The following is a 20,881-nucleotide window of genomic DNA, read 5'->3' as shown; positions in this document are numbered from 1 at the left end:
CCTCATGTTTCAAGCACCTTAAGCTGCCGTTTCAGTAACATCTGTGCCTGCGCTTTTATTTCCTGTAATTCCTCTTGGCTAAACCGGTCCGCGTGCCTTCTATACACAGGATGCCGCTCAAGCCCTTCCAGCACCTCTGTCAGATCGCCGCGCTCAATGTCTGCAAATAAACCGCCAAAAAAAGGATCAAGGTTTGTAACGTTTGCTTCATTTTCTGTCTCATCATCCAATGCAAGCGGCCAAACGAAATGTTCCTCCTCCGCTTCTTGCTCCCGAAAGGCTTCAAGAAGCTCATCCAAAGTGCCTTTCGGCGCCTTCAGCAGCCATTCCGGAGCCGTTCCTTGTAATACGAGTCTTATACAAACAGGGCTCTCCTTTATCCGCAGCTTCGAAAACGTGTCCTCAATCATTTGGAAAAGGGCGGTCATATTCTTTGCCTCCGTCACATCAACAGCCGCTTTTTCCCACAGAACATCATGCGCTTTCTGAAATTCATAAGAGATGTCTCCATTTGTCACTCGAACGAGATAATAGCCTTTTTCTCCCGTCTCCTTCATATGGCGCGCTTGCGTGTTTCCCGGATAAATGACTGCCGGGTGCTCAGCAGAAAGAACCTGGCGTTTATGTATATGGCCAAGCGCCCAATAATCCATCCCGCTTTTCACAAGATCGTCATGTGTGAACGGGCAATACGGATCGTGTCCTTCAGATCCTGATAGCGTGCCGTGCAGCATACCGATATGAAACGGCGCGTCTGTTGTTTTCCGGTAATGGGCGGCTGGGTTTTCCGTTACGGCTCTGGCCTGATAACTGAAGCCGTAAATGCTTGCCGCGCGTCTCTCTTCCTTATAAAATGATTTTTCTTCAGGAAAAGCGGACGAAAAAATGTGAACATTCTCAGGCCATTCAATCGGCGTCCACTCCCCGCCCAGATGATCGTGGTTTCCAAAGATTACATAAACTGAAATCCCGCACTCTCTCAGTCTTTCAAACTGCTTTTTTAAAAAGAGCTGGGCCTTTAAGCTTCGATTGGCTTCGTCAAACAGATCCCCCGCAAGCAAAATGAAATCAATGTTTTCTCTTATTGCTGCATCTATCATGTGTCTCACGCTTGCAAACGTGCTTTCTTTAATCCGGGCAAAAATCGGTTCCGGCAGATGCGATATCCCGTAAAACGGGCTGTCGAGATGCAGATCTGCCGCATGAATAAAGGTTAGATCAGTCAACATTCTGCTCCTTTCAAGAATGAAGTACCCTTATTTTAGCACCGAATTCTTGCGAATGCACGTTCTGTGTATAAAGAAACAGCCTGAGGATTCCCAGGCTGTTTTCAATCAGTTTTTCGCCAAACGAAGCGCTTGTTTGATCGCTTTGAACGCGCTTGAATTTCCGTAAATTAACACGCCGCCTTTGTAAATTCTGGCGCCGATGACGGCCAGTATGACAATGGTGAGCAGTGTGATTCCGATTCCTGTGGCCGCCTGCCAGAACGGAATATCAAGCATGCCGACACGCAAGAACATAATCATTGGTGTAAAGAATGGAATAAACGAGGTTACCGTAATAAATCCTGCATCAGGTGCATTCAAGCCGAACATCGCGATCATAAAACCAGCGACAACCAAAAGCGTCATCGGCGTGATCGTTTGCTGCACGTCCTCTATTCTTGAGACGACACTGCCGAGAAACGCGGCGAGTGTCGCGTATAAAAAGTAACCGAGCAAAAAGAAAATAACAGCATAAACGACAGTTGTTGCTGAGACATCGGTCAAATTGAAGAATCCGCCGACAGATGAAGCTGTTTCGCCCGTTTTGTTCAGCTTAAGCGACAGAGCGCCGGCTGTTATGATGACAGCAAGCTGCGTGATCCCGACAAGCCCGATGCCAACCAGCTTTGCAAACATCTGCTGGATCGGCGGCATGCTTGAGATCAGAATTTCCATGACGCGCGAAGATTTTTCGGTTGCGACCTCCATCGCAATCATGCTGGCATACATAATGACTGAGAAATAAATGACAAATAGCATAATGTAAACAAGCCCTACCGTCTGTCCAAGCTCTTCCTCAGACTTCGCTCCCTCTTTCAGCGCCTTTTGCCCGACAGTAACGGGCGCGTAAAGACTGCTGATCGTTTCCTGCGAAACACCAAGCTCGGCCGTTCCGACAGCCGTTTTGGTTTGCGTCAGGGCCTGCTGCAGCGTTTGGTACGTGCTGTCATCAGAAATCGTTAACGCTTTATATGTACCTGAAATGGTTCCTTTTCCATCTCGTTTGATGATGAGCATGCCATCGAGCGTTTCATCTTTGACTTGCTTTGTGACCTCATCCTCCGATTGCTTCGACTGCTTTACATCAAGCTCGCCGTCAGTATCCACCGCTTTCAGCTGCTTCGAGAATATCGGATACAGTTCGTTTGTTTCATCAACAACGGCGATTTTTTCTTTCGCATCATCACCTTGAAACAGAGAAATGATCGACTCCAGATTCGTAACGACTAATACAAGCAGTACCGTGATGGCTGTCGAGATCATAAAGGATTTTGCCATAATTTTATTTTTGTATGTATGAGAGAGCATGATCCAAAATTTATTCATAGACGGCCCCCACCTTTTCTATAAAAATATCATGCAGTGACGGCTCTTCAAGCTCAAACTTTCTGATAAACCCTTTTCCTTGGAGCATGGCAAATATCTCCTGAGAAATGTCTTCATTAGCGATCTGCAGCTTGACGCCGCCGGCCGTTTCCTTCCATTTGAGAATGCCTTCATGAGACTGTAAAAACCGCAGGTCGTCATCAGAATGGATGGTGACATTCTTTTTGCCGAAGGAACGTTTTATTTCCTTCAGCCTGCCTTGCACAACCGGCTTTCCTTTCTGCAATATGCAAAGGTGTTCACAAAGCTCCTCCACATGCTCCATCCGATGGCTTGAAAATAAAATAGAAACGCCGCTGTTTTTCAGAGAGACCACAGCCTCTTTTAACAGCTCAACATTGACAGGGTCGAGCCCGCTGAATGGTTCATCTAGGATCAGCAGCTCCGGCTTATGCAAAACAGCCGAAATGAATTGGATTTTCTGCTGGTTTCCCTTCGAAAGCTCTTCCACCTTCTTATTCTCGTAATCTGTAATGTTGAAGCGTTCAAGCCATGTACCGAGCTCTTTTTGAGCCTCCCGCTTCTCCATCCCTTTTAATCTGGCAAGATAGACAAGCTGATCCTTTACCTTCATTTTCGGATAAAGGCCCCGTTCTTCCGGCAAATAACCGATTTTGTTGCTGATACTGTAATTCACAGGCTGGCCCTTCCAGCTGATTGAGCCCTCCGTAATGCTTAATAAGCCTAGGATCATGCGAAACGTTGTCGTTTTTCCCGCTCCGTTTGCGCCTAATAGACCGAACATTTGCTGCTCGGGAATGTCTAAGTCCAATCCGTCAACGGCTTTATCGTCTCCAAATGTCTTTGTTACGTGATCAATCTTAAGCACCGAATCTCCTCCTTCCCTGACCCATTATATACTAATTTTGGATGGATCATAATAAAGGATTTTGATTTTCTTTTTAGAATATAAATGAAGAAAGACTGATAAACCTTGAAAATGGAGGAGAAATCTGATGGCTGATTATTTCCTTACAGCTTTTGATCCTTCGGGGAAACCACTGGTAAACGAGCGATTCGAGGCGGAAACTGAGGAAGCGGCAAAAGAGCATGGGGAAGCTCTGTTACAAGCAAAAGAGCTCCACAGTCATACCCATCGTTTAGTCAATGGAGCCGGAAAGCTGATTTTGTTTCACAGATGATCAGCTTTCCGGCAGATCTGTTACGCTTGAAACTTCGGCTCTCGTTTTTCTAAAAAGGCACGGATTCCTTCTTGATGATCCTTCGTCTTTCTCATTTTCTCTTGGGCGCTGCGCTCAAGAGAAAGCACCTTTTTCAGTTCTTCAAGCTGGAGGCTTTGAAAGATGCCTTTCGTTTCGATCATCGCCAAAAGAGGCGAGGCCAAAAGGGTTTCGATAAAGGGTCTTGCGCCTTCTGCAGGATCTCCGGCAAATGTCCCATCCAGAAGGCCCATATCAGCGGCTTCCGCGGAGGATAGTTTTTTCCCGCTCCAAATCAGCTTTTTCGCCTTCGCTTCCCCTATTCTTTTCTTCAGCAAATAATGCCCTCCGCCGTCTGGAACAAGCCCAATGCCGATAAAGTTCATTGCGAGAACGGCGTTTTTTTCCGCGAGCACAATGTCAGCGCAAAGCGCCAAACTCAGGCCCAATCCCGCGGCGGCGCCGTGAATAGCAGCAATTGTCACTTTCTTCATCTGATATAACGCCAGAGTGACAGCCTCAATCGTATCCATCAGCCGCTTAAATTGATCAGGGTCATGCTCTGACGTCATCATCCGGATATCCCCGCCGGCCGAAAAGCCTTTCCCGGTTCCTCTCAGGAGAACGATGAGCGCCTCGCTTGCAGCCGCCTTTTCAACCGCTTCCTTCAGTTCAGACAGCATCTGTTCATTCAGGGCGTGATGGGCATCGGGACGATTCAGGATAATCTCCGCAACAGCTCCATGACATTCATATTGAATAAACTCCATATAATACACCTCCATGTATGCGCTTGCTTTTTTCTTTCTCCTATACATTCCCCGCCACCCTCACATAAACCTTTTTATTTTTCAAGGTCAATAGATACTGAAAAATGCATATTGTTTGAATGGGAACATAAAGTTTTATATAGTGAAAAAGAAGGGATATTAGGATGAGAAAGGAGGAAAGGAAACATGGATAAATGGCTGATTAGTTTTCTGTTAAGTTTATTTATGGTGTACTTTCCGCCTTCGGATGTGGTTCTGCCTTCCCAGCTTGAAGCAAGCACTGACAGCTATGTACCCATGTCCTCCTATCCGCAGGAAACACAATCGGCCAAAACGCCGTCGCCCGGCAGCCTGTACCCGGCAGAGCTGAACAAAGAGTACAGTCCGCTGGCGCAGTCTGTCAGGCAGCTGTCTGTCAAGCCCCTTGACGAACCGCTGATGAACAGGCTGGAAAAGGTTTGTGCCGTGCCTGTCAAATACCAGTCTAATTACCTCCGAATCTAAATCTCCAACTTTATTTGCAACTCACCCCGCTTGGCCAACACTACATTCGGAGGGATTTCATTGAATATTAAAGAAAACGATCTGCCGGGCATCGGCAAAAAATTTGAAATTGAAACGAGAAGTCACGAAAAAATGACGATTATCATTCATGATGACGGAAGAAGAGAAATTTACAGGTTTAATGACCGGGACCCGGATGAGCTTCTTTCCAACATCTCATTGGATGATTCTGAAGCAAGGCAAATAGCCGCTATTCTAGGAGGCATGGTCTATAAACCGCAAGCGCTGGAGTCCATCGAAATGGCTTTCAGCGACCTCATCATTGAATGGTTTAAGGTTGAAAAAGGCGCCAAATCGATCGGGAGCACGCTCGGGGAGCTTGATGTCCGCCAAAACTACGATGTCACTGTAATCGCCATCATCAAACACAGTCAGGAAAAGCTTCTAAATCCCGGAGCTGATTCGGTTATTGAAGAAAATGACACACTTGTCCTCTCAGGTGAGAGAAAGCATCTGAAGAAACTGATTCACGATTTCCTTTCTGGAGAGGGCGTGTAGCCGCCGATGGATCATCTTGTATTTGAAGTCGGAACTGCGCTTGTGCTTGTGGCGTTTGCCAGTGTGATCGCCAATAAAATTAAGTTTTCGATTATTCCGTTTCTGATTGTGCTGGGAATGCTGGTTGGGCCGCACGCGCCGAAAATGGGGATTATTGACCTTACATTTATAGAAAGCAGTGAAATCATCGAGTTCTTCGGGCGGATGGGCGTACTGTTCCTCCTCTTCTATCTCGGACTCGAATTCTCCGTCGGAAAGTTAATCAAATCCGGAAAATCAATCGCGGTCGGCGGAACGATTTATATCTTGATTAACTTCAGCCTCGGAATGCTTTACGGGTTTATCACAGGTTTTTCCTTTCTGGAAGTCCTCGTCCTCGCAGGCGTCATCACCATCTCGTCAAGTGCGATTGTCGCAAAAGTCCTTGTTGATTTAAAAAGAACGGCCAATCCGGAAACCGAGCTGATTCTCGGCATTATTATGTTCGAAGATATTTTCCTTGCCGTATATTTGTCCGTTGTTTCCGGCCTTGTGCTGGGTGATGCGACATCCGCAGGGAGTGCGCTCTTGTCCATTTTGATCGCCTTCGGCTATATGCTGCTGTTTTTTATCGCAGCCAGAAAACTTCCGCCGCTGTTGAATAAACTGTTAGACATTCGCTCAAATGAAGTGTTTATTATCGTCATTTTCGCAGCGCTCTTTTTTATCGCCGGGTTTTCAGAGACAATCCATGTAGCGGAAGCAATCGGCGCGCTGCTGCTCGGTTTGGTCTTTTCAGAAACAGCACATTCCGATAGGATTGAACACCTTGTCGTTCCGTTTCGTGACTTCTTCGGTGCCATGTTCTTTTTCAGCTTCGGCCTCAGCATCGATCCATTTTCGCTTGGTGAAGCGGTTTGGCTTGCGTTGGGAGCGGTGATGTTGACCATTTTCGGAAACTTTATCGCCGGAATGGTTGCCGGACGGCGCGCAGGGCTCTCCCATAAGGCTTCATCGAATATCGGGCTGACGATCGTCTCTCGGGGAGAGTTTTCGATTATCGTTGCAAACCTCGGGATCGCCGGCGGACTGTCCGCCACATTAAAGCCGTTTGCCGCATTATATGTCCTCATTCTGGCGATTTTGGGACCGCTTTTAACAAAGGAATCAAAACGAATTTATCGCTTGCTGAATAAGGTTTTCAAATGGAAGCCTAATGTTCAGCCAGCAAAAAAACAAGGATAAAAAAAGCAGCACTGTGATCAGTGCTGCTTTGTCGTTTTCTCAAAAATCTGCTCTAAATATTTGATTTTTTCGTCCGTGTAGTGCTCGAAGCGCTCATTATACGATTTTGGATCTTTCGGATTGGCAAAGTGAGTGATTTTCCCTGTATCCCGGTCAATAAATTTACTTGCCGCGCCGCAGCCGATGCCGATAATCGTCTGAACCTCTTCCATAATCATAATGTTATAGATGCTTTCTTGTCCCGGCAAAGAGTATCCGACGTTTTCAAGGTTTCCAAGGATGTTTTTCTGGCGGTATAAATAGTAAGGCACGTACCCATGCTCCCTCGTCCAAACTACCGCGTCATCCATCATTTGAGAAACCTCTTCCCTGCCGGCGACTTTGTACTTATGTTTGTTTCTCGTCATTTCTGACGCCCGTTTAAAGGAAAGGGTATGAACCGTAAGTGATTCCGGCATCAGCTTTTCCGTTTCTGAAAGACTGTGTCTGAATTCCTTCACGCCTTCCCTGGGCAAACCGATAATCAGGTCCATGTTGATATTATTCATGCCGTGCCGGCGTGACAAATGATATTTCTCAATGGTCTCTTCAACTGTATGATGCCGCCCGATCGCCTTTAGGGTTTCGTTTTCGTAGGATTGCGGATTAATGCTGATCCGGTCAATATCATATTTGTTTAAAACGGCGAGTTTTTCTTCTGTAATCGTGTCAGGACGGCCGGCTTCTACCGTGATTTCGCGAATATTTTTCACATCCGGGAAGGAGCGGACCATTTCTTCATACAGCAGATCCATTTCCTCCGCTGTAATGCTTGTCGGCGTCCCGCCGCCAAAGTAAATGGTTGTAACCTTAACATCATGCGCCTTCAGCCATTCGCCGATTTTCTGCATTTCGTAATGCAGCCCCCATAAAAATGAACCGACTCTGCCCGCCTGTCCTTGGATCGCGTACGCGGGGAATGTGCAATACGCGCATTTTGTCGGACAGAACGGAATGCCGATATAAATGCTGACTTCATCTTTTACTCGATACAGATCCGGCACTGCCGCCAGCTGCCGGTCCACAATTTCCTGCATTAACTCGATTTTCTCATCATGAATTAAATAGTCTTTTTTCAATTCTGCGTGTGCTTGCTCCCTCGGCATTCCGCTTTGCAGCTTTTTATGAAGCAGCTTTGTCGGCCGAATCCCTGTAAGGATTCCCCATTTTTGCGTGATGCCCGTATGCGCCTGAAGAAGATTGAGATATACATAAGAAATCGTGTTTTTCACTTGCTTAAACGCTTCTTTTTCATTCATGCCGGGAGAAAAAGATTTTGTATGCTGTTCCTTTATGCACGTTTCCTTCACTTCTCCCGATACCGTCACATGCTCATCCGTTTGTAAGCAGTCTAAAGAAATGACAACATCTGCAGGCTCATCTCCGCCGTATACAAGTTCGCACTCTTCATAAAACAAATTTGCAATATTTTGAAGAGGCCGATGCAGGCGGTCATCATGTATGCCTTCTATTTTAATTTGCAACTTCATCACCTAATTTATCAGATTCAAAACTTTCTTTAGTGTACAGAAATAAACCGCTAAAATCAATCGGCAAAAAAGCCGCCGCGCCTGCCAGGGCGCGAGCGGCTTTTTTACACACGTTTCATGTGGAACTTATCAAGAAATCCTTTTCGCTGCTGCATTCGGAAATATTCCTTCATCATATAAGCGACACCTTGCTCGTCATTGGACCTTGTGACCCAATCGGCTTTTCTTTTAATCTCTGGAGCGGCGTTCCCCATCGCTACCCCAAGGCCGGCTAGTTCAATCATTGGGAGATCATCAAATTGATGGCCGATGACCACGACATCATCCATGGTCAGCCCAAGATCTGAAGCGACGAGCGCCAGCCCCGCTTCCTTCGAGACACCTTTCGGGACGATATTCAGCTTCTCATCGTTTACGCGAATTACGTCAACCGCAGGAAAGGCTTTCGTAATCGTTTCTGTAATGTCATCCTGAATGTCGTGCTCTGTATACACTTCAATGACAGGCGCGCTCACCGGTTCATCCATGAGAAGGTCGCTTAATGATTCAACAAATTGGACTGGATAAAAGATCGGATCGGACGGATGAATGAGCGCTTTTCCCAGTAAATTGGAATTTACCTTTTGCTTGTTTCCAATGGAATACTTCTCGTGAAGAAGCCGAATGTTACATTGGTAGCTCTCCAGCACTTGCACAATATTAAAGGTGTGATCGTCAGAAATTCTTCTTTCAAAAAACGGGGCGTCTATTTTCTCAGCGATATATGACCCGCTATGGGTGATCAGCTTGGCATCAAGCTTCAGCGATTTTGCTATTTTCTGAGCTGAACGAAAATGGCGATTGGTCACGAGTGTGACGTAAATCCCTTTTTTCTTCACATATTCAATCGCGTCTTTTGTTGCCTGATGAATTTTCCCGTTCGACCGAAGCAGCGCTCCATCTATATTTAAGGCAAGCAATTGTTTTGACACAGAGATGTCCCCCTCCTTGATGACTGTACTTGTGTATAGGATATGACCCTGTCTCTGTGTTTAGAACAACCTTTTCAGAAAAGCAAAAAAAGCCTGGCTCAGCAGGCTTTATGTTTGGCATGTTGATAGGATACGATCGAAGCAGCCATTCTCCCTAATATCGTTGTTTCGATTTACGAAAAATCATGTATCAGGAACCCCTTGTTTGACCGTTGATGCGCTCCGAACACTTACTCTCTGTTGCTTATCCCCTCTATATAACGGCATGATATGCGACCGTATCCATTTGAAATCAGGTAAGTGTAGGCGCTTTCAATGAGTATTATCTCAGTTTTTCTTGCTGATGACAAGGGTTTTTTTAACTAAAAAAAGCAACCGAATTATGTATCCGAGGTAGGACCGGTTGTTAATTTCTGGATTTTAAAGCTTGATTCAGAACATATATTCTCATATAATATATATTAAAATGAAAAAGCGGTGATCAGATGGCTGATTTAAAAGATATATACAATGACGAACTGATATCTCGATTGATACACCATATAAAGGCGTCTTGTCCTGATTTTAACCAAGACCGCTTCGAGGAACAATTGCTGCTGGAAGATTGGCCTGAACTCGCTTTAAAAGAGCGGATGCGCCGCATTACAGCATCCTTATACGAAGCACTGCCAAAACAGTACAGTGAAGCGCTTGCGATTTTACGGGATACAGCTCCTCATTTTAAAGGACTCAGCGGAATTCTATTCCCTGATTATGTCGAACTGTACGGGTTAGCATACTGGGAAGAATCAATAAAAGCATTGGAATATTTCACGCAATATTCTACTTCAGAATTTGCTGTGAGGCCTTTTTTACTTTTAGATCAAGAAAAAATGATTGCACAATTGCTTGCTTGGGCAGAGCATGAAAATGAACACGTGAGAAGACTGGCGAGTGAAGGAAGCAGGCCCCGTCTGCCATGGGGAAAATCGATACCCGCTTTAAAATCCGACCCTTCCCCCATCCTGCCGATCCTTGAAAAGCTGATGCAGGACGAGTCCTTGTATGTAAGGAAAAGCGTGGCCAACAACCTTAATGATATTTCAAAAACGCATCCTCAATTGCTGAAAAAGGTTGCAGATCAATGGTACGGAACCCATCCCCACACCGATTGGGTCATCAAACACGCCTATCGGACTTTATTAAAACAAGGTGATAAACAAGCTTTAGCGCTTTTTGGTTATGGAAATGCTGATTCGATACATTTATATGATTTCACGTGTCAACCAAGCCGTATACCGATTGGCGAAAGCATTGAATTTTCTTTTTATATCCATTCAGACACGGAACAAAAAGTTAGAATTGAGTATGCCATTGATTTCGTGAAAGCGAGAGGCCAGCGCCATCGAAAAGTATTTAAAATAACAGAAACAAATATACGAAAAAATGAAACCAAGTCATACAAAAAAAATCACTCCTTTAAGAACCTAACAACCAGAAAACATTACAAAGGAATTCACACATTATCTGTGATCATCAATGGAGAGGCAAAAGATTCACTGGATTTCGAAGTTTGCTGAGTGAATAAAAAATCCCTTCTTTTCCAAGAAGGGATTTTGCGATTAGCCTTCGACACTGCCGTAAAGCTCTTCTAAAGGCTTCATAATGATTTTGTTTAATTCTCCGATCAGCATGCTCATGCGCTGCTCCGCTTCCATCAGCTGAGAAATGGTTTCGTGCTGCTGTACAAGTGCTACGGTTTTTTGAGCCTGCATCACTTCATCCTGTGTAATTTCTTCTCCTGCCATTTGTTTTTGCTGGAGTTGCAGCTGCACATCACGGAAGTTTTCAAACATGCGCTTCGCTGATTCATCCGCGTTCACTTCATCGTAAAGGTTTTTTAAACGAGAGAACTCTTCGCTCCCGCGTAATGCATGTTCCAGATCATATGCTACATCATAAAAATTAACAGCCATTATAAATAGCTCCTTTCATCATTGCCGTTTGACATACCACTCCACTATAACAAACTATGGAGCTCCTTTCATTAATCCAAAACCATTTTCTCTTAAAAAAGGATTACAAACAGCGCTTGAATGGCACCTATGATTCCCCCGAGAAGTCCTCCCAAATAGGTAATCATTTTAAATTCTTTTTTTGAAATGGACAAAACCATTTCTTCAAGACGCTGCACTGGGAATTGATCCACCTGCTCCTTAACGATTTCCTCAAGGCGCATCCGTTTTAAGACACTTTCAAGATTGACCGAGATCCCTTCAAGCAATTTGTCTAACAGTGCCGGCAGCATTTGCTGAGTCAGCTCAGATTCATAACGGACGGTAAGCGCGCCAATGGTATTGTCGAAGAAAGGAGCAGTCGAAAATGTTTGCAGCACGCTTCGTTTCAGGCTGAAAATGAGCGCTTTTGCATTCCATTTTTCGTCCGCTTCATTAAACGTATACTCCCTCAGCTTGCCCCATTCGTTTTTCAAGAGATCCGAAAGCAATTGATTTGTTTCCTCATTCCGCAAAAACTTCAACAACTCCGGCAGCACACGGTCCGCAAGGCTTGAATTGCCTAGAAACATCTGCACCATGCTTCCAAGCATGCCGCGTTCTTTTAAGAAGTCATCAATCATATTGCCGAGACGGATTTTTCCTTCATCACTTTCAAAATAACTGACACTGCGTGACAATATATATCCTGAGATCATCGGGATCTTTGCCTCAAGCTTTTCCTGCACTTCCAAAGGCAGCAGCTCTTTTAGCGATTGGTGCTCATATTGGCGGAAAAGCTGGTTTAGTTTATGATCCGTCCAATTGCTGATCCATGCGTCTGCCGCTTCTTCAGGACGCTTCATCCCCGCTTTTTCCAGCGCTTCTTTTACTGTCATTTCAGAAAGTGACAGTTTTTGAATCAGCTGTTCCCCGATTTGAAGGGCCTGTGTTTTGGCTGTATCAGAGACGAGCCGCTTTTTAATGCCTTCAGGTGTTAAGAGATGATTGACGACCATAAGTCCCATTTGTTTTGCCAGTTCATCCCGTCTTCTCGGAATCAGCCCGGGCGTAAAAGGGACGCGTTTTCCAAACAAATAGTACGCCCTATATGGCCTAAAGAGCATTTGAATTGCTAAATGATTGGTCACCGCGCCAATGACGGCGCCGATCACGATCATAAAAATAAAGGTTCCTGCAATACCCATTCCTATTCATCTTCCTCCATCTGTGCTCCAACTTTTTTTATCTAGATTATGTACCTATTCGTATTATAGAGGCTGATGCAATCACTTAGCAAACGAGGAGACAAATTCCTGTTTTCAGAAAATCAGCTTGTTCATTTGGAATAGGGCAAGGTGAAGAATCGTATTCTGTAAAGTAGAATACCGTCAGCTGCGTTCGTCTTACATGTATTTAGCGTAAAGCTTCCGACACCCGCCGGCAGCTTTTGAATAAAAGGGGGAGTCTCACCATGATAACACTCGGTTTTATGTCCTTGTCCCGTCAGCATGAAGCGGACTATTCCACAGAATTGGCCAAAAGAGCACCCGAATTTGGCATACGCTTCGTCCGATTTACACCATTTGATATTTTACCTGACACCTTGCGTGTCAAAGCATCGGCCTATCACTCGGCCAGCAGCACATGGAACGAAACGGAAATGGCGATTCCAGATTATATTTACGACCGCTGTTTTTACGGCAAGGATTCACAATCCCAAAAAGCAAAGCCGATCGTTGAGTGGCTCAAAAATTATCCGGAAACGGAATTCATCGGGCGGGGTCTTCCCGATAAATGGACCGTCCTTCATGACTTGCAGCAGCACCCTGTAATCAATCCTTATATTCCGGAAACGATGAAAGTGAGCCGCTATGACCAAATCCACTCCTTTTTATCCAAAGAAAAAGCCTGCATCTTAAAACCGGCATTCGGCGCAGGAGGCAGAGGTGTAATTCTTTTGGAGCTGGGTAAGAAAAACATAACTGCTACTTATCACATCGGAAAGGATAAGCAGACAAAAACGTTTTCCAACCAGGCTTCTTTTAAGACATGGTGCAAAAAAGTGCTTCAGCATCAATATTTGCTTCAGCCTTATTTAAATATTCAAGATAAGGAACAATACCCATGCGATATCCGCCTGTTCATGGAAAAAAACGAATCAGGTGAATGGAATACAGTCGGAAAGGCAGTGAGACGCGGATACAAACACGGGCTGCTGGCCAATTTGTCAGGCGGATCTGCTGTGCAGACATTCGATTCATGGTTTGAAGATATACCGAAAAAACAGCAAGTGGTCTTGCTTGATGACGTGTTCTCGATTACCCAGTCGGTTCCGTACTACCTTGACGAGCGCTATGGGCCGCTGTTTGAACTCGGCCTCGATATATGCCTTGCGAAGGACGGGAGAATATGGATCATGGATATCAATTCCAAACCGGGCAGGAAATCAATCGTGCGTGTCGCTCCCGAGCAAAAAGAACAGCTGTACACTTGTCCCCTAAAACGATGCCAATATCTGTTTTCTGAGCAAAGCCAGAAAGGAGCTATTCCGCGTGAATCGTAAACGGTTTTTGATCGGTATAGACAAAACCAGTGAAAATACCATGTTTCTGCCCGCTTCGCTGAAGCGGCCCGGACTTTTGCATGCCGCGTTCGGGACGAAGGTGGTCAGATGCCACGTTTCTTACAGGCGGCACCTGGAGCAAACCGTGCTTCTTTCTGAAAATCTGTTTCATGAGCTTTTGCTTCCCCACCGAAGCAGGGCTGATATTCTGATTCATGATCATACGGTGCACATCGGGCCGTTAATTGGCATCTTTACGGCGGGATTCACCGCATCTCTAGAGCGCCCTTTTAAGGATCGCTCCCTCTTTTTTTCTAAGCTCGTCACATTACACGAGCAATCCGGAGGCTACTGCTTCGTTTTTGGCGCGCACCAAATCAATTGGGAGGAAGGAACGATTGAAGGGCTCCTTTACAGGGAAAACGGCTGGGAGAAAAAAATCGTTCCATTGCCGAACGTCGTTTATGACCGTTTGCCGAACCGAAAAATCGAAGGTTCACTTCTTTTGCAGCATACAAAAAAGAGATTGATCGATGAATATCAAATCCCGTGGTTTAATAAAACGTTTTTCAATAAATGGAACGTTCATCAATTGCTCGAAAAAGATCCGCGAACAGCTCCTTTTTTACCGAAATCTGAGCTGACACCAACTGAGGAGCGGATTGATGAGCTCTGTGATGCATACAAAAAAGTCTATATCAAACCAGCGAACGGAGCACTCGGCACTGGCATTTATCAGCTGACAAAAACAGACGATGGCCTGACGGTGAAGCATACGAATGACGCCAAAACGTTTTCTTCAATCGAATATGCCGATGCCGCCGCATTTCTGGCAGAATTTCAAAAGCAGCACGACCCGTCTGATTTTCTCATTCAGCAAGGCGTCGATCTCATCGAATTTCAAGGTAAGCCAGCAGATTTCCGTGTCCATACCAATAAAAACAGAAAAGGGAAATGGACAGTGACAGCAATAGCCGTAAAAATTTCTGGAGAAAACAGCATTACAACACATCTTTCTAACGGAGGAGCTGTAAAAACACTTGCAGAAGTATACGAAGATCCTGCAGAAAGAAATGAGGTCATTAAAAAACTTTCTGCTGCAGCGCTGACGGCAAGCCATGTGCTTCACGATCATATCGAAGGGTTTATCGGGGAGATTGGTTTTGATTTTGGCATTGATCAGAACGGGAAGGTATGGATGTTTGAAGCCAATTCACGGCCGGGCCGCAGTATTTTTTCTCATCCGAATTTGCACCATGTGGATTCTCTGACAAAACGAAGAAGCTTTGAATACGCGTCATATTTATCTGAGAAGGCAATTACATCCCCTGAAGCTCTGTGGCCTTCGTAGCCTGTCCGCTTTTTTTAATAAAGCGGGCTTATCTTTATCCAAAGCTGGGACAAACTGCATGATCAAGAGTCCTTCAATGAAGCCTCTGCAACAGTGATACAATGAACATCATTCGTTCTATTCAGGTTAATGAATACCAAATATAAGGAGCGTGTCCGTCATGATTTCTCATTTCAGCTGGAAACCTTTGTTCCAAAAAGAAAAGCTGCCCGGATGGAGCATTTCATTTTATTATGAAGGAACCCATTATGAAGGCATTTATCATAAGAGCGGTGAGATTGAATGGGGAGATGTGTTTCCCGCCCGTGCTGACCAGCCTGCTCTTACAAACGAGATACATGAACTGATGCTTTTTCATATTTATGACTAGCTTAGCCTGAACGGCTAAGCTTTTTTATGCCTTCTCAAGATTTACCACTCCATTTTCCGCATGAGTTTCCGGCGATTTTAACATAATACGTAGTACAAGCCGGCAAAGCATTGGGTTACGCCGAGACGGCAGTGACACCCGAGACGGGTCCGCAGACTGGTGCAACTCCAGTTAACCCAACCATACTAAATAAAAAAGGAGATTTTACACATGGCTAACCAAAACTCTTCAAATGACTTACTAGTACCTGGCGCAGCTCAGGCTATCGATCAAATGAAACTTGAAATCGCTTCTGAATTCGGCGTTAACCTTGGAGCGGATACAACTTCCCGCGCTAACGGTTCTGTCGGAGGAGAAATCACAAAACGTTTAGTATCTTTTGCTCAGCAGCAAATGGGCGGCAGAGTACAATAACAATTCAATATATGGCTATAGAGAGAGCGCGGTTTCCGCGCTCTCTTGATATTTGTCACCCTTTTTCCCGTTCCACATATCCTAGGAAAAAGGGAGGGAATACGGATGGCATTCATCACTTTTTTGAATTGGGAGCTGGTTCAGTTTGTAAGTATATCCATGATTCATGAATATGTTTCCCATCATTCTGTTTGCTTGTACAGGTATTCTTTCCTGCGCTGTTCAAACTGAGAGCATCCTCTTATAATGAAGGGCGAGGAGGTATTTTGATGAAAATCGCTTTATTTGGAGCCAGCGGCCGTGTCGGACAAGCCTTTATCAAACAAGCTGCCGCAGATGGACAATTTGACGTTTACGCTCTGGTCAGATCGCAACATACAGAGCTTCCCCTTCCAAAAGACCGAATCGTCATGGGAAACGCGCGCAGCCGGGAAGATGTGAAAAAAGTGATGAAGGATGCGGAAATCGTGATCAGCTGTCTTGGCACAGATGGTGATGATACCCTTTCAGCAGCTATGACACACATTATCGGCATTATGCGAAAACAGCATATCAAACGGCTGATTACAATCGGCACCGCAGGCATTCTTGATTCACGATATGAACCGGGAAAATTCCGGTTTGAAACAAATGAATCAAAACGAAGGCAGACCCGCGCAGCCAAAGAGCACGCAAAAGTATACGAAATGCTAAAAGATTCCTCTCTAGACTGGACAATCATCTGCCCCACTTACCTTCCGGACGGAACAGCAGCCGGCGTATATCGGGCTGAGCGTGACGTTTTGCCAGAAGGCGGTAAAAGCATTACGGTCGGTGATACTGCTGATTTTCTCTATCGTGAGCTTATTACAGGAGAGTATATCGGATACCGAGTCGGACTGGCTTATTAACTACATAAACTAAAAACCCAAAACACGATTGTTTTGGGTTTTTGAGCGTTATGCAATGGAATGTTTCTGGCCCTTTTGCAGCTTATACATTTGATAATATTGGCCTTTAACGGCCATCAATTCCTCATGGTTCCCTCTCTCAACAATTTCTCCTTTATCAAGGACCAAAATCTGATCCGCGTTTCTGATTGTTGAAAGCCGGTGGGCGATGACGAAGGTAGTACGCCCTTGTTTAACAACATCAAGCGCCTTCTGGATCACAGCCTCTGTCTCAGTATCAATATGCGCCGTTGCTTCATCTAAAATCAAAATGGCGGGATCAAACGCCAAAGCTCTTGCGAAAGAAATTAACTGCCGCTCTCCAGAGGACAGCGTGTTGCCTTTTTCAATCACTGGTTCATTGATGCCTTTCGGAAGCTTTTTCAGAAGCGGCTCGGCACCGACTTGACGCAGTGCTTTTTTCATATCTTCTTCGGTCATTCTTTCGTCATCCAGACTTACGTTAGATCCGATTGTGCCCGAGAATAAGTACGGGTCCTGAAGCACAATGCCCATATGGGATCTAAGCTCCTGTCTTGACATGTTGTAAATGCTTTTCCCGTCGATCAGCACATCCCCTTTTTGCGCGTCATAAAAACGAAACAGGAGATTCAAAATTGAGCTTTTTCCTGATCCGGTATGACCGACGAGCGCTACAGTTTCGCCTTTTTGCGCGGTAAAGGAAATATGTTTTAATACCTCTTCACCATCTTGATATGCAAATGACACATCGCGAAATTCCACCCTCCCCAGCGCTCGCTCCTTCGCCGGTTCACCCGCTTCTTCTGTATTTTTTTCGTCAAGCAATTCAAAAACACGTCCGGCAGAAACCCGTGCAAGCTCCAGTTTTGAAAACTGATTGACGATGCCTGTAATCGGCTGAAATAACCGGTTTAAATAATCGACAAACGCATAAAGCACACCGATAGAAACAATCCCGGCCGCATTCAGGCTTGCACCGCCAAAATGCCAGATCAGACTGACAAACGCAAGGTTGCGGATGACATTAACAAGGTTATGGGACATTAACGAGTTTAAATTCAGCATCCTGTTTTGAAAATAAAAATGAGATTCGTTTAATTCTTCAAATTCCCTCATCGTTTCTTTTTGATGACGGAAAGCCTGAATAATCGGCATGCCTTGAATGGACTCATTCATTTTTGCGTTAATGTCACTGTTGATCGAGCGGATTTTCCGATTGTAATATGACGCGTATTTTCGGTATATGACTGACCACAGCCAGATCATCGGCACGATTGCCAGACACACAAACGCGAGCTTAACATCCAGCAAAAACAATGCTGTGAATATCCCGAGCATATAGATTCCGCTTGTCACAAAGGTCGACAGCACTGTGACATATAAATCCCTGATGGCCTCCGTATCGTTGGTAATCCTCGCAACCACTTTTCCGGCCGGAAGATTGTCAAAATAGCGGATCGGCATTTTCTGAATGTGAGAAAACACGTCCTCTCTCATCTTTTGAACAATCCGATTAGCGCTCATCTGCAGCAAATAATGCTGTCCGTATTGAAAGAATACAGAAAAGACAAGCAGCCCCCCATACAGGCAAATTAGAAACACCATTCCCTTTATTTCCGGCTGATAGAACCCGAAAAGCTCCTGCTTTGTCAGCTTTTCGGCAGCATATGTCCGGCTCTTGTCTCCGTTTGTGATCGTCAGCTTTCCGTCAGAAACCGTTCTGTTCCCGTCAAAGCTGACAGCCTGATCAACAAAATAGAATGCCGTTCCCACTTGATAAATATGCGCTTCTTTTTCTTTTGAAACAGGCCCCTGCATACGGTCCTCTCTCACATATGAGGCGCCGTGAAACTGAACGGCGTTTTTATCTTTTCCCGCAGCTTCATACCATGCTTTCTCAATGCCGAGGATATGGTCATCAATCATTTTTTTGCCGATAAACGGTCCAGTCAGTTCTGCTCCGACGGCAACCGTAAGCAATAGGACGGCTGTGATCAGCATTTTTCGATAAAGGAGTGCGTATCTCCATAGCGTTTTTCCTGTTTTCACGCCCCTGCTCCCCCTTCATTCGCAGTGAACAGCTGCTGTCTTTCATATTGTTCCCGATACCATCCATTATTGGCCAGCAGTTCTTGATGCGTGCCTCTCTCAGCAATAACGCCGCCATCCATCACTAGAATCAGGTCAGCATGCTCTACCGCGGATAGACGGTGCGTCAAAATAAATGTCGTTTTCCCTTTTCGGTTTTCTCTGATGTTCCTGATAATGGCCGCCTCTGTTTTGGCATCTACAGCGGAAAGCGAATCATCCAGGATCAAAATCTCCGGATTCGCCATGAGGGCTCTGGCAATCGAAATTCTTTGTTTCTGCCCGCCTGACAGCGCCACGCCTTTTTCGCCGACCATTGTCTCAAGGCCGGACGGAAGCATGTGTAAATCCTTTTCGAAGTGTGCTTCGGCGATGGCTTGCCGAACCTCTTCATCACTTGCATCCTGTTTTCCATATAAAATATTTTCTTTTACTGTCCGCGAAAACAGCAAATGATCCTGCGGCACATATCCGATCCACCCGCGGAGCCGGTCAAGAGGGATCTGCTCAATCGGCACGTCTGAGAATGTGATGCTTCCTTCACCGGCAGGATACTGGCGCAAAAGCTGCTTAATAATCGTCGTTTTTCCACTTCCGGTTTTACCGGCGATCCCGACAGTCTGCCCTTTTCGCACTGTAAATGAAACATCCTGAATATTGGCGCTTGCTGAGCTGGGATATGTAAAGCCGACATGGCTGAATATGATATCTCCAGGCTCTTTCAATGCAGCGGGCTGCTTTGGATCGGTTACGTCCGGCTCATAAGAAAGGGTTTCATTTACCCTGTCTAGTGACGCATTGCCTCGCTGCATCACATTGATGAGTTCACCGATTGCAAACATCGGCCAAATCATCATGCCGAGATAAACATTAAAGGAAACAAGCTCGCCAAGCGTCAGCTCGTTCCGGAACACAAGAAACGCTCCGTAGCCGAGCCCGATCAGATAGCTGGCGCCGACGAGCAGCTTTACCGTCGGCTCAAACAGGGAATCAATAAAAGCCACTTTCATATTTTTCTGATACACATCGGCGGTCATTTCATGAAACCGGCGGACATCATTTGTTTCCTGTACATACGCGCGAATCACCCGCACGCCTGAAACGGATTCAAGCACCTTGTCATTCAGCGCCCCGAATGCATTTTGGGCTTCCGTAAACCGCTCATGAATTTTACTTCCGTATAGACTGATGGCAATCGCCATAATAGGAAGCGGAATAATGGCGGCAAAGGTCAGCTTCCAGCTGATCAAAGATCCCATTGTCAAAAAGATCGTCAACATAAACATCGTAGAGTCGACTAATGTTAAGATGCCAAACCCCGTCGTTAAACTGACAGCCTGAAGATCATTCGTCCCCCGCGCCATTAAATCACCTGTCCGGTTTTTTTCATAAAACGGCGGCGACATAGTCAGCAGATGTCCCATCAGCTTCGTACGGAGAATTTTCTCCATCAGATTCGCTCCTCCGAACAGCTGATGCATCCAAAAATAAGACATGATATACACAGCGGCCGTCAGCACAAAAAAGATACCGATATAAAACAGCATCCCTTCCGCAGTAAACGCCCCTGATTTCATATCATCTATGGCGTTCCCCAAAAGCTTAGGCGGAAACATTTCAATGACATTAACCCCTAATAAAAGCACAATCGCAATCGTATAGCGCAGCCAGTAGGCTTTAAAAAACCAGCCTAGCTTTTTCAATACTGAAAACATTTATCTCCGCCTCCTCATCAGCCGCCTTCTATTTTCTCCTTGCAGCTTTTTTCACTCAGTTTGCTATGAGCTGTCCTCGTCTCTGGATTTGTCTTCACATCCCATACACCTGTCTTTCCGTAA

The 20,881-nt window shown here is 45.4% G+C and carries 20 protein-coding genes and 1 pseudogene; 11 read left to right on the top strand and 10 right to left on the bottom strand.

Features of this window, described 5'->3' with window-relative positions; genetic code table 11:
* Window positions 1-2: 2 nt before the first annotated feature.
* From V756_RS0100305 to V756_RS0100295, 3 genes are all read right to left on the bottom strand, one after another.
* On the bottom strand, window positions 3-1,229 hold the full coding sequence (locus V756_RS0100305) for a metallophosphoesterase family protein (protein WP_024712878.1): 1,227 nt from the start codon (window positions 1,227-1,229) through the stop codon (window positions 3-5).
* Between the two features lie 105 nt (window positions 1,230-1,334).
* Window positions 1,335-2,594, bottom strand: coding sequence for an ABC transporter permease (locus V756_RS0100300; protein WP_024712877.1), 1,260 nt, complete (start codon window positions 2,592-2,594; stop codon window positions 1,335-1,337).
* On the bottom strand, window positions 2,587-3,483 hold the full coding sequence (locus V756_RS0100295) for an ABC transporter ATP-binding protein (protein WP_024712876.1): 897 nt from the start codon (window positions 3,481-3,483) through the stop codon (window positions 2,587-2,589). Before V756_RS0100295 ends, V756_RS0100300 begins: the two co-directional genes overlap by 8 nt.
* Window positions 3,484-3,610: 127 nt before the next feature.
* On the opposite strand from V756_RS0100295, the gene V756_RS0100290 reads away from it, so the two are divergent.
* Window positions 3,611-3,796, top strand: a complete 186-nt coding sequence (locus V756_RS0100290) for a YhzD family protein (RefSeq protein ID WP_024712875.1) — start codon at window positions 3,611-3,613, stop codon at window positions 3,794-3,796.
* Window positions 3,797-3,816: 20 nt separating this feature from the next.
* Here the strand turns inward: V756_RS0100290 and V756_RS0100285 are convergent, their stop codons facing one another.
* Entirely contained in the window at window positions 3,817-4,584 is a 768-nt protein-coding gene (locus V756_RS0100285; protein ID WP_024712874.1) for an enoyl-CoA hydratase, read from the bottom strand.
* A 164-nt stretch (window positions 4,585-4,748) separates the two neighbouring features.
* On the opposite strand from V756_RS0100285, the pseudogene V756_RS0100280 reads away from it, so the two are divergent.
* The 3 genes and pseudogenes from V756_RS0100280 (at window position 4,749) to khtU (ending at window position 6,870) form a co-directional block, all read left to right on the top strand.
* Window positions 4,749-5,088 (top strand): annotated as a pseudogene (locus tag V756_RS0100280) (hypothetical protein).
* A gap of 60 nt (window positions 5,089-5,148) precedes the next feature.
* Window positions 5,149-5,646, top strand: a complete 498-nt coding sequence (gene khtT / locus V756_RS0100275; protein ID WP_024712872.1) for a K(+)/H(+) antiporter subunit KhtT — start codon at window positions 5,149-5,151, stop codon at window positions 5,644-5,646.
* Between the two features lie 6 nt (window positions 5,647-5,652).
* Complete coding sequence (khtU, locus tag V756_RS0100270; protein WP_024712871.1) at window positions 5,653-6,870, top strand: K(+)/H(+) antiporter subunit KhtU; 1,218 nt, start codon at window positions 5,653-5,655, stop codon at window positions 6,868-6,870.
* A gap of 17 nt (window positions 6,871-6,887) precedes the next feature.
* On the opposite strand, the gene V756_RS0100265 is transcribed toward khtU, so the two are convergent.
* Both V756_RS0100265 and V756_RS0100255 read right to left on the bottom strand, forming a co-directional pair.
* Entirely contained in the window at window positions 6,888-8,393 is a 1,506-nt protein-coding gene (locus V756_RS0100265; protein ID WP_024712870.1) for a coproporphyrinogen III oxidase, read from the bottom strand.
* A 110-nt stretch (window positions 8,394-8,503) separates the two neighbouring features.
* The gene (locus tag V756_RS0100255; RefSeq protein WP_024712869.1) at window positions 8,504-9,370 is read right to left on the bottom strand and encodes a Cof-type HAD-IIB family hydrolase; all 867 of its coding nucleotides are present in this window, start codon (window positions 9,368-9,370) and stop codon (window positions 8,504-8,506) included.
* Between the two features lie 485 nt (window positions 9,371-9,855).
* Between V756_RS0100255 and V756_RS0100250 the strand changes: the two genes are divergently transcribed.
* Window positions 9,856-10,929, top strand: a complete 1,074-nt coding sequence (locus V756_RS0100250) for a DNA alkylation repair protein (RefSeq protein WP_024712868.1) — start codon at window positions 9,856-9,858, stop codon at window positions 10,927-10,929.
* A 42-nt stretch (window positions 10,930-10,971) separates the two neighbouring features.
* Here the strand turns inward: V756_RS0100250 and V756_RS0100245 are convergent, their stop codons facing one another.
* A complete protein-coding gene (locus tag V756_RS0100245; RefSeq protein WP_024712867.1) occupies window positions 10,972-11,325 on the bottom strand; it encodes a YlbF/YmcA family competence regulator in 354 nt (117 codons plus the stop codon).
* A gap of 92 nt (window positions 11,326-11,417) precedes the next feature.
* Window positions 11,418-12,551: a DUF445 domain-containing protein gene (locus V756_RS0100240; protein WP_024712866.1), complete on the bottom strand. Its 1,134-nt coding sequence runs from the start codon at window positions 12,549-12,551 to the stop codon at window positions 11,418-11,420.
* Window positions 12,552-12,817: 266 nt separating this feature from the next.
* Here V756_RS0100240 and spaC point away from each other — a divergent pair, with 266 nt between their 5' ends.
* From spaC to V756_RS0100215, 6 genes are all read left to right on the top strand, one after another.
* Window positions 12,818-13,909: a spore coat associated protein SpaC gene (gene spaC / locus V756_RS0100235; RefSeq protein ID WP_024712865.1), complete on the top strand. Its 1,092-nt coding sequence runs from the start codon at window positions 12,818-12,820 to the stop codon at window positions 13,907-13,909.
* The gene (gene yheD / locus V756_RS0100230) at window positions 13,899-15,260 is read left to right on the top strand and encodes a spore coat associated protein YheD (RefSeq protein WP_024712864.1); all 1,362 of its coding nucleotides are present in this window, start codon (window positions 13,899-13,901) and stop codon (window positions 15,258-15,260) included. Before spaC ends, yheD begins: the two co-directional genes overlap by 11 nt.
* Window positions 15,261-15,411: 151 nt before the next feature.
* Entirely contained in the window at window positions 15,412-15,630 is a 219-nt protein-coding gene (locus tag V756_RS0100225) for a YheE family protein (protein ID WP_081719733.1), read from the top strand.
* Between the two features lie 210 nt (window positions 15,631-15,840).
* The gene (sspB, locus tag V756_RS0100220; RefSeq protein WP_003233287.1) at window positions 15,841-16,044 is read left to right on the top strand and encodes a beta type acid-soluble spore protein SspB; all 204 of its coding nucleotides are present in this window, start codon (window positions 15,841-15,843) and stop codon (window positions 16,042-16,044) included.
* Between the two features lie 105 nt (window positions 16,045-16,149).
* A complete protein-coding gene (locus V756_RS1000000123150; RefSeq protein ID WP_081719732.1) occupies window positions 16,150-16,275 on the top strand; it encodes a hypothetical protein in 126 nt (41 codons plus the stop codon).
* A gap of 38 nt (window positions 16,276-16,313) precedes the next feature.
* Window positions 16,314-16,934 carry an NAD(P)-dependent oxidoreductase gene (locus V756_RS0100215; RefSeq protein ID WP_024712862.1) on the top strand — a complete coding sequence of 207 codons (621 nt, stop codon included), beginning with the start codon at window positions 16,314-16,316 and terminating at the stop codon, window positions 16,932-16,934.
* 48 nt (window positions 16,935-16,982) lie between these two features.
* Here the strand turns inward: V756_RS0100215 and bmrD are convergent, their stop codons facing one another.
* Window positions 16,983-19,004, bottom strand: coding sequence for a multidrug resistance ABC transporter ATP-binding protein/permease BmrD (gene bmrD / locus V756_RS0100210; RefSeq protein WP_024712861.1), 2,022 nt, complete (start codon window positions 19,002-19,004; stop codon window positions 16,983-16,985).
* On the bottom strand, window positions 19,001-20,758 hold the full coding sequence (gene bmrC / locus V756_RS0100205) for a multidrug ABC transporter ATP-binding protein BmrC (RefSeq protein WP_024712860.1): 1,758 nt from the start codon (window positions 20,756-20,758) through the stop codon (window positions 19,001-19,003). Before bmrC ends, bmrD begins: the two co-directional genes overlap by 4 nt.
* Window positions 20,759-20,881 lie beyond the last annotated feature (123 nt).

Source organism: Bacillus tequilensis KCTC 13622, assembly GCF_000507145.1.
Classification (GTDB): Bacteria; Bacillota; Bacilli; order Bacillales; family Bacillaceae; genus Bacillus; species Bacillus tequilensis.
This window is presented reverse-complemented; position numbering and strand designations above follow the sequence as displayed.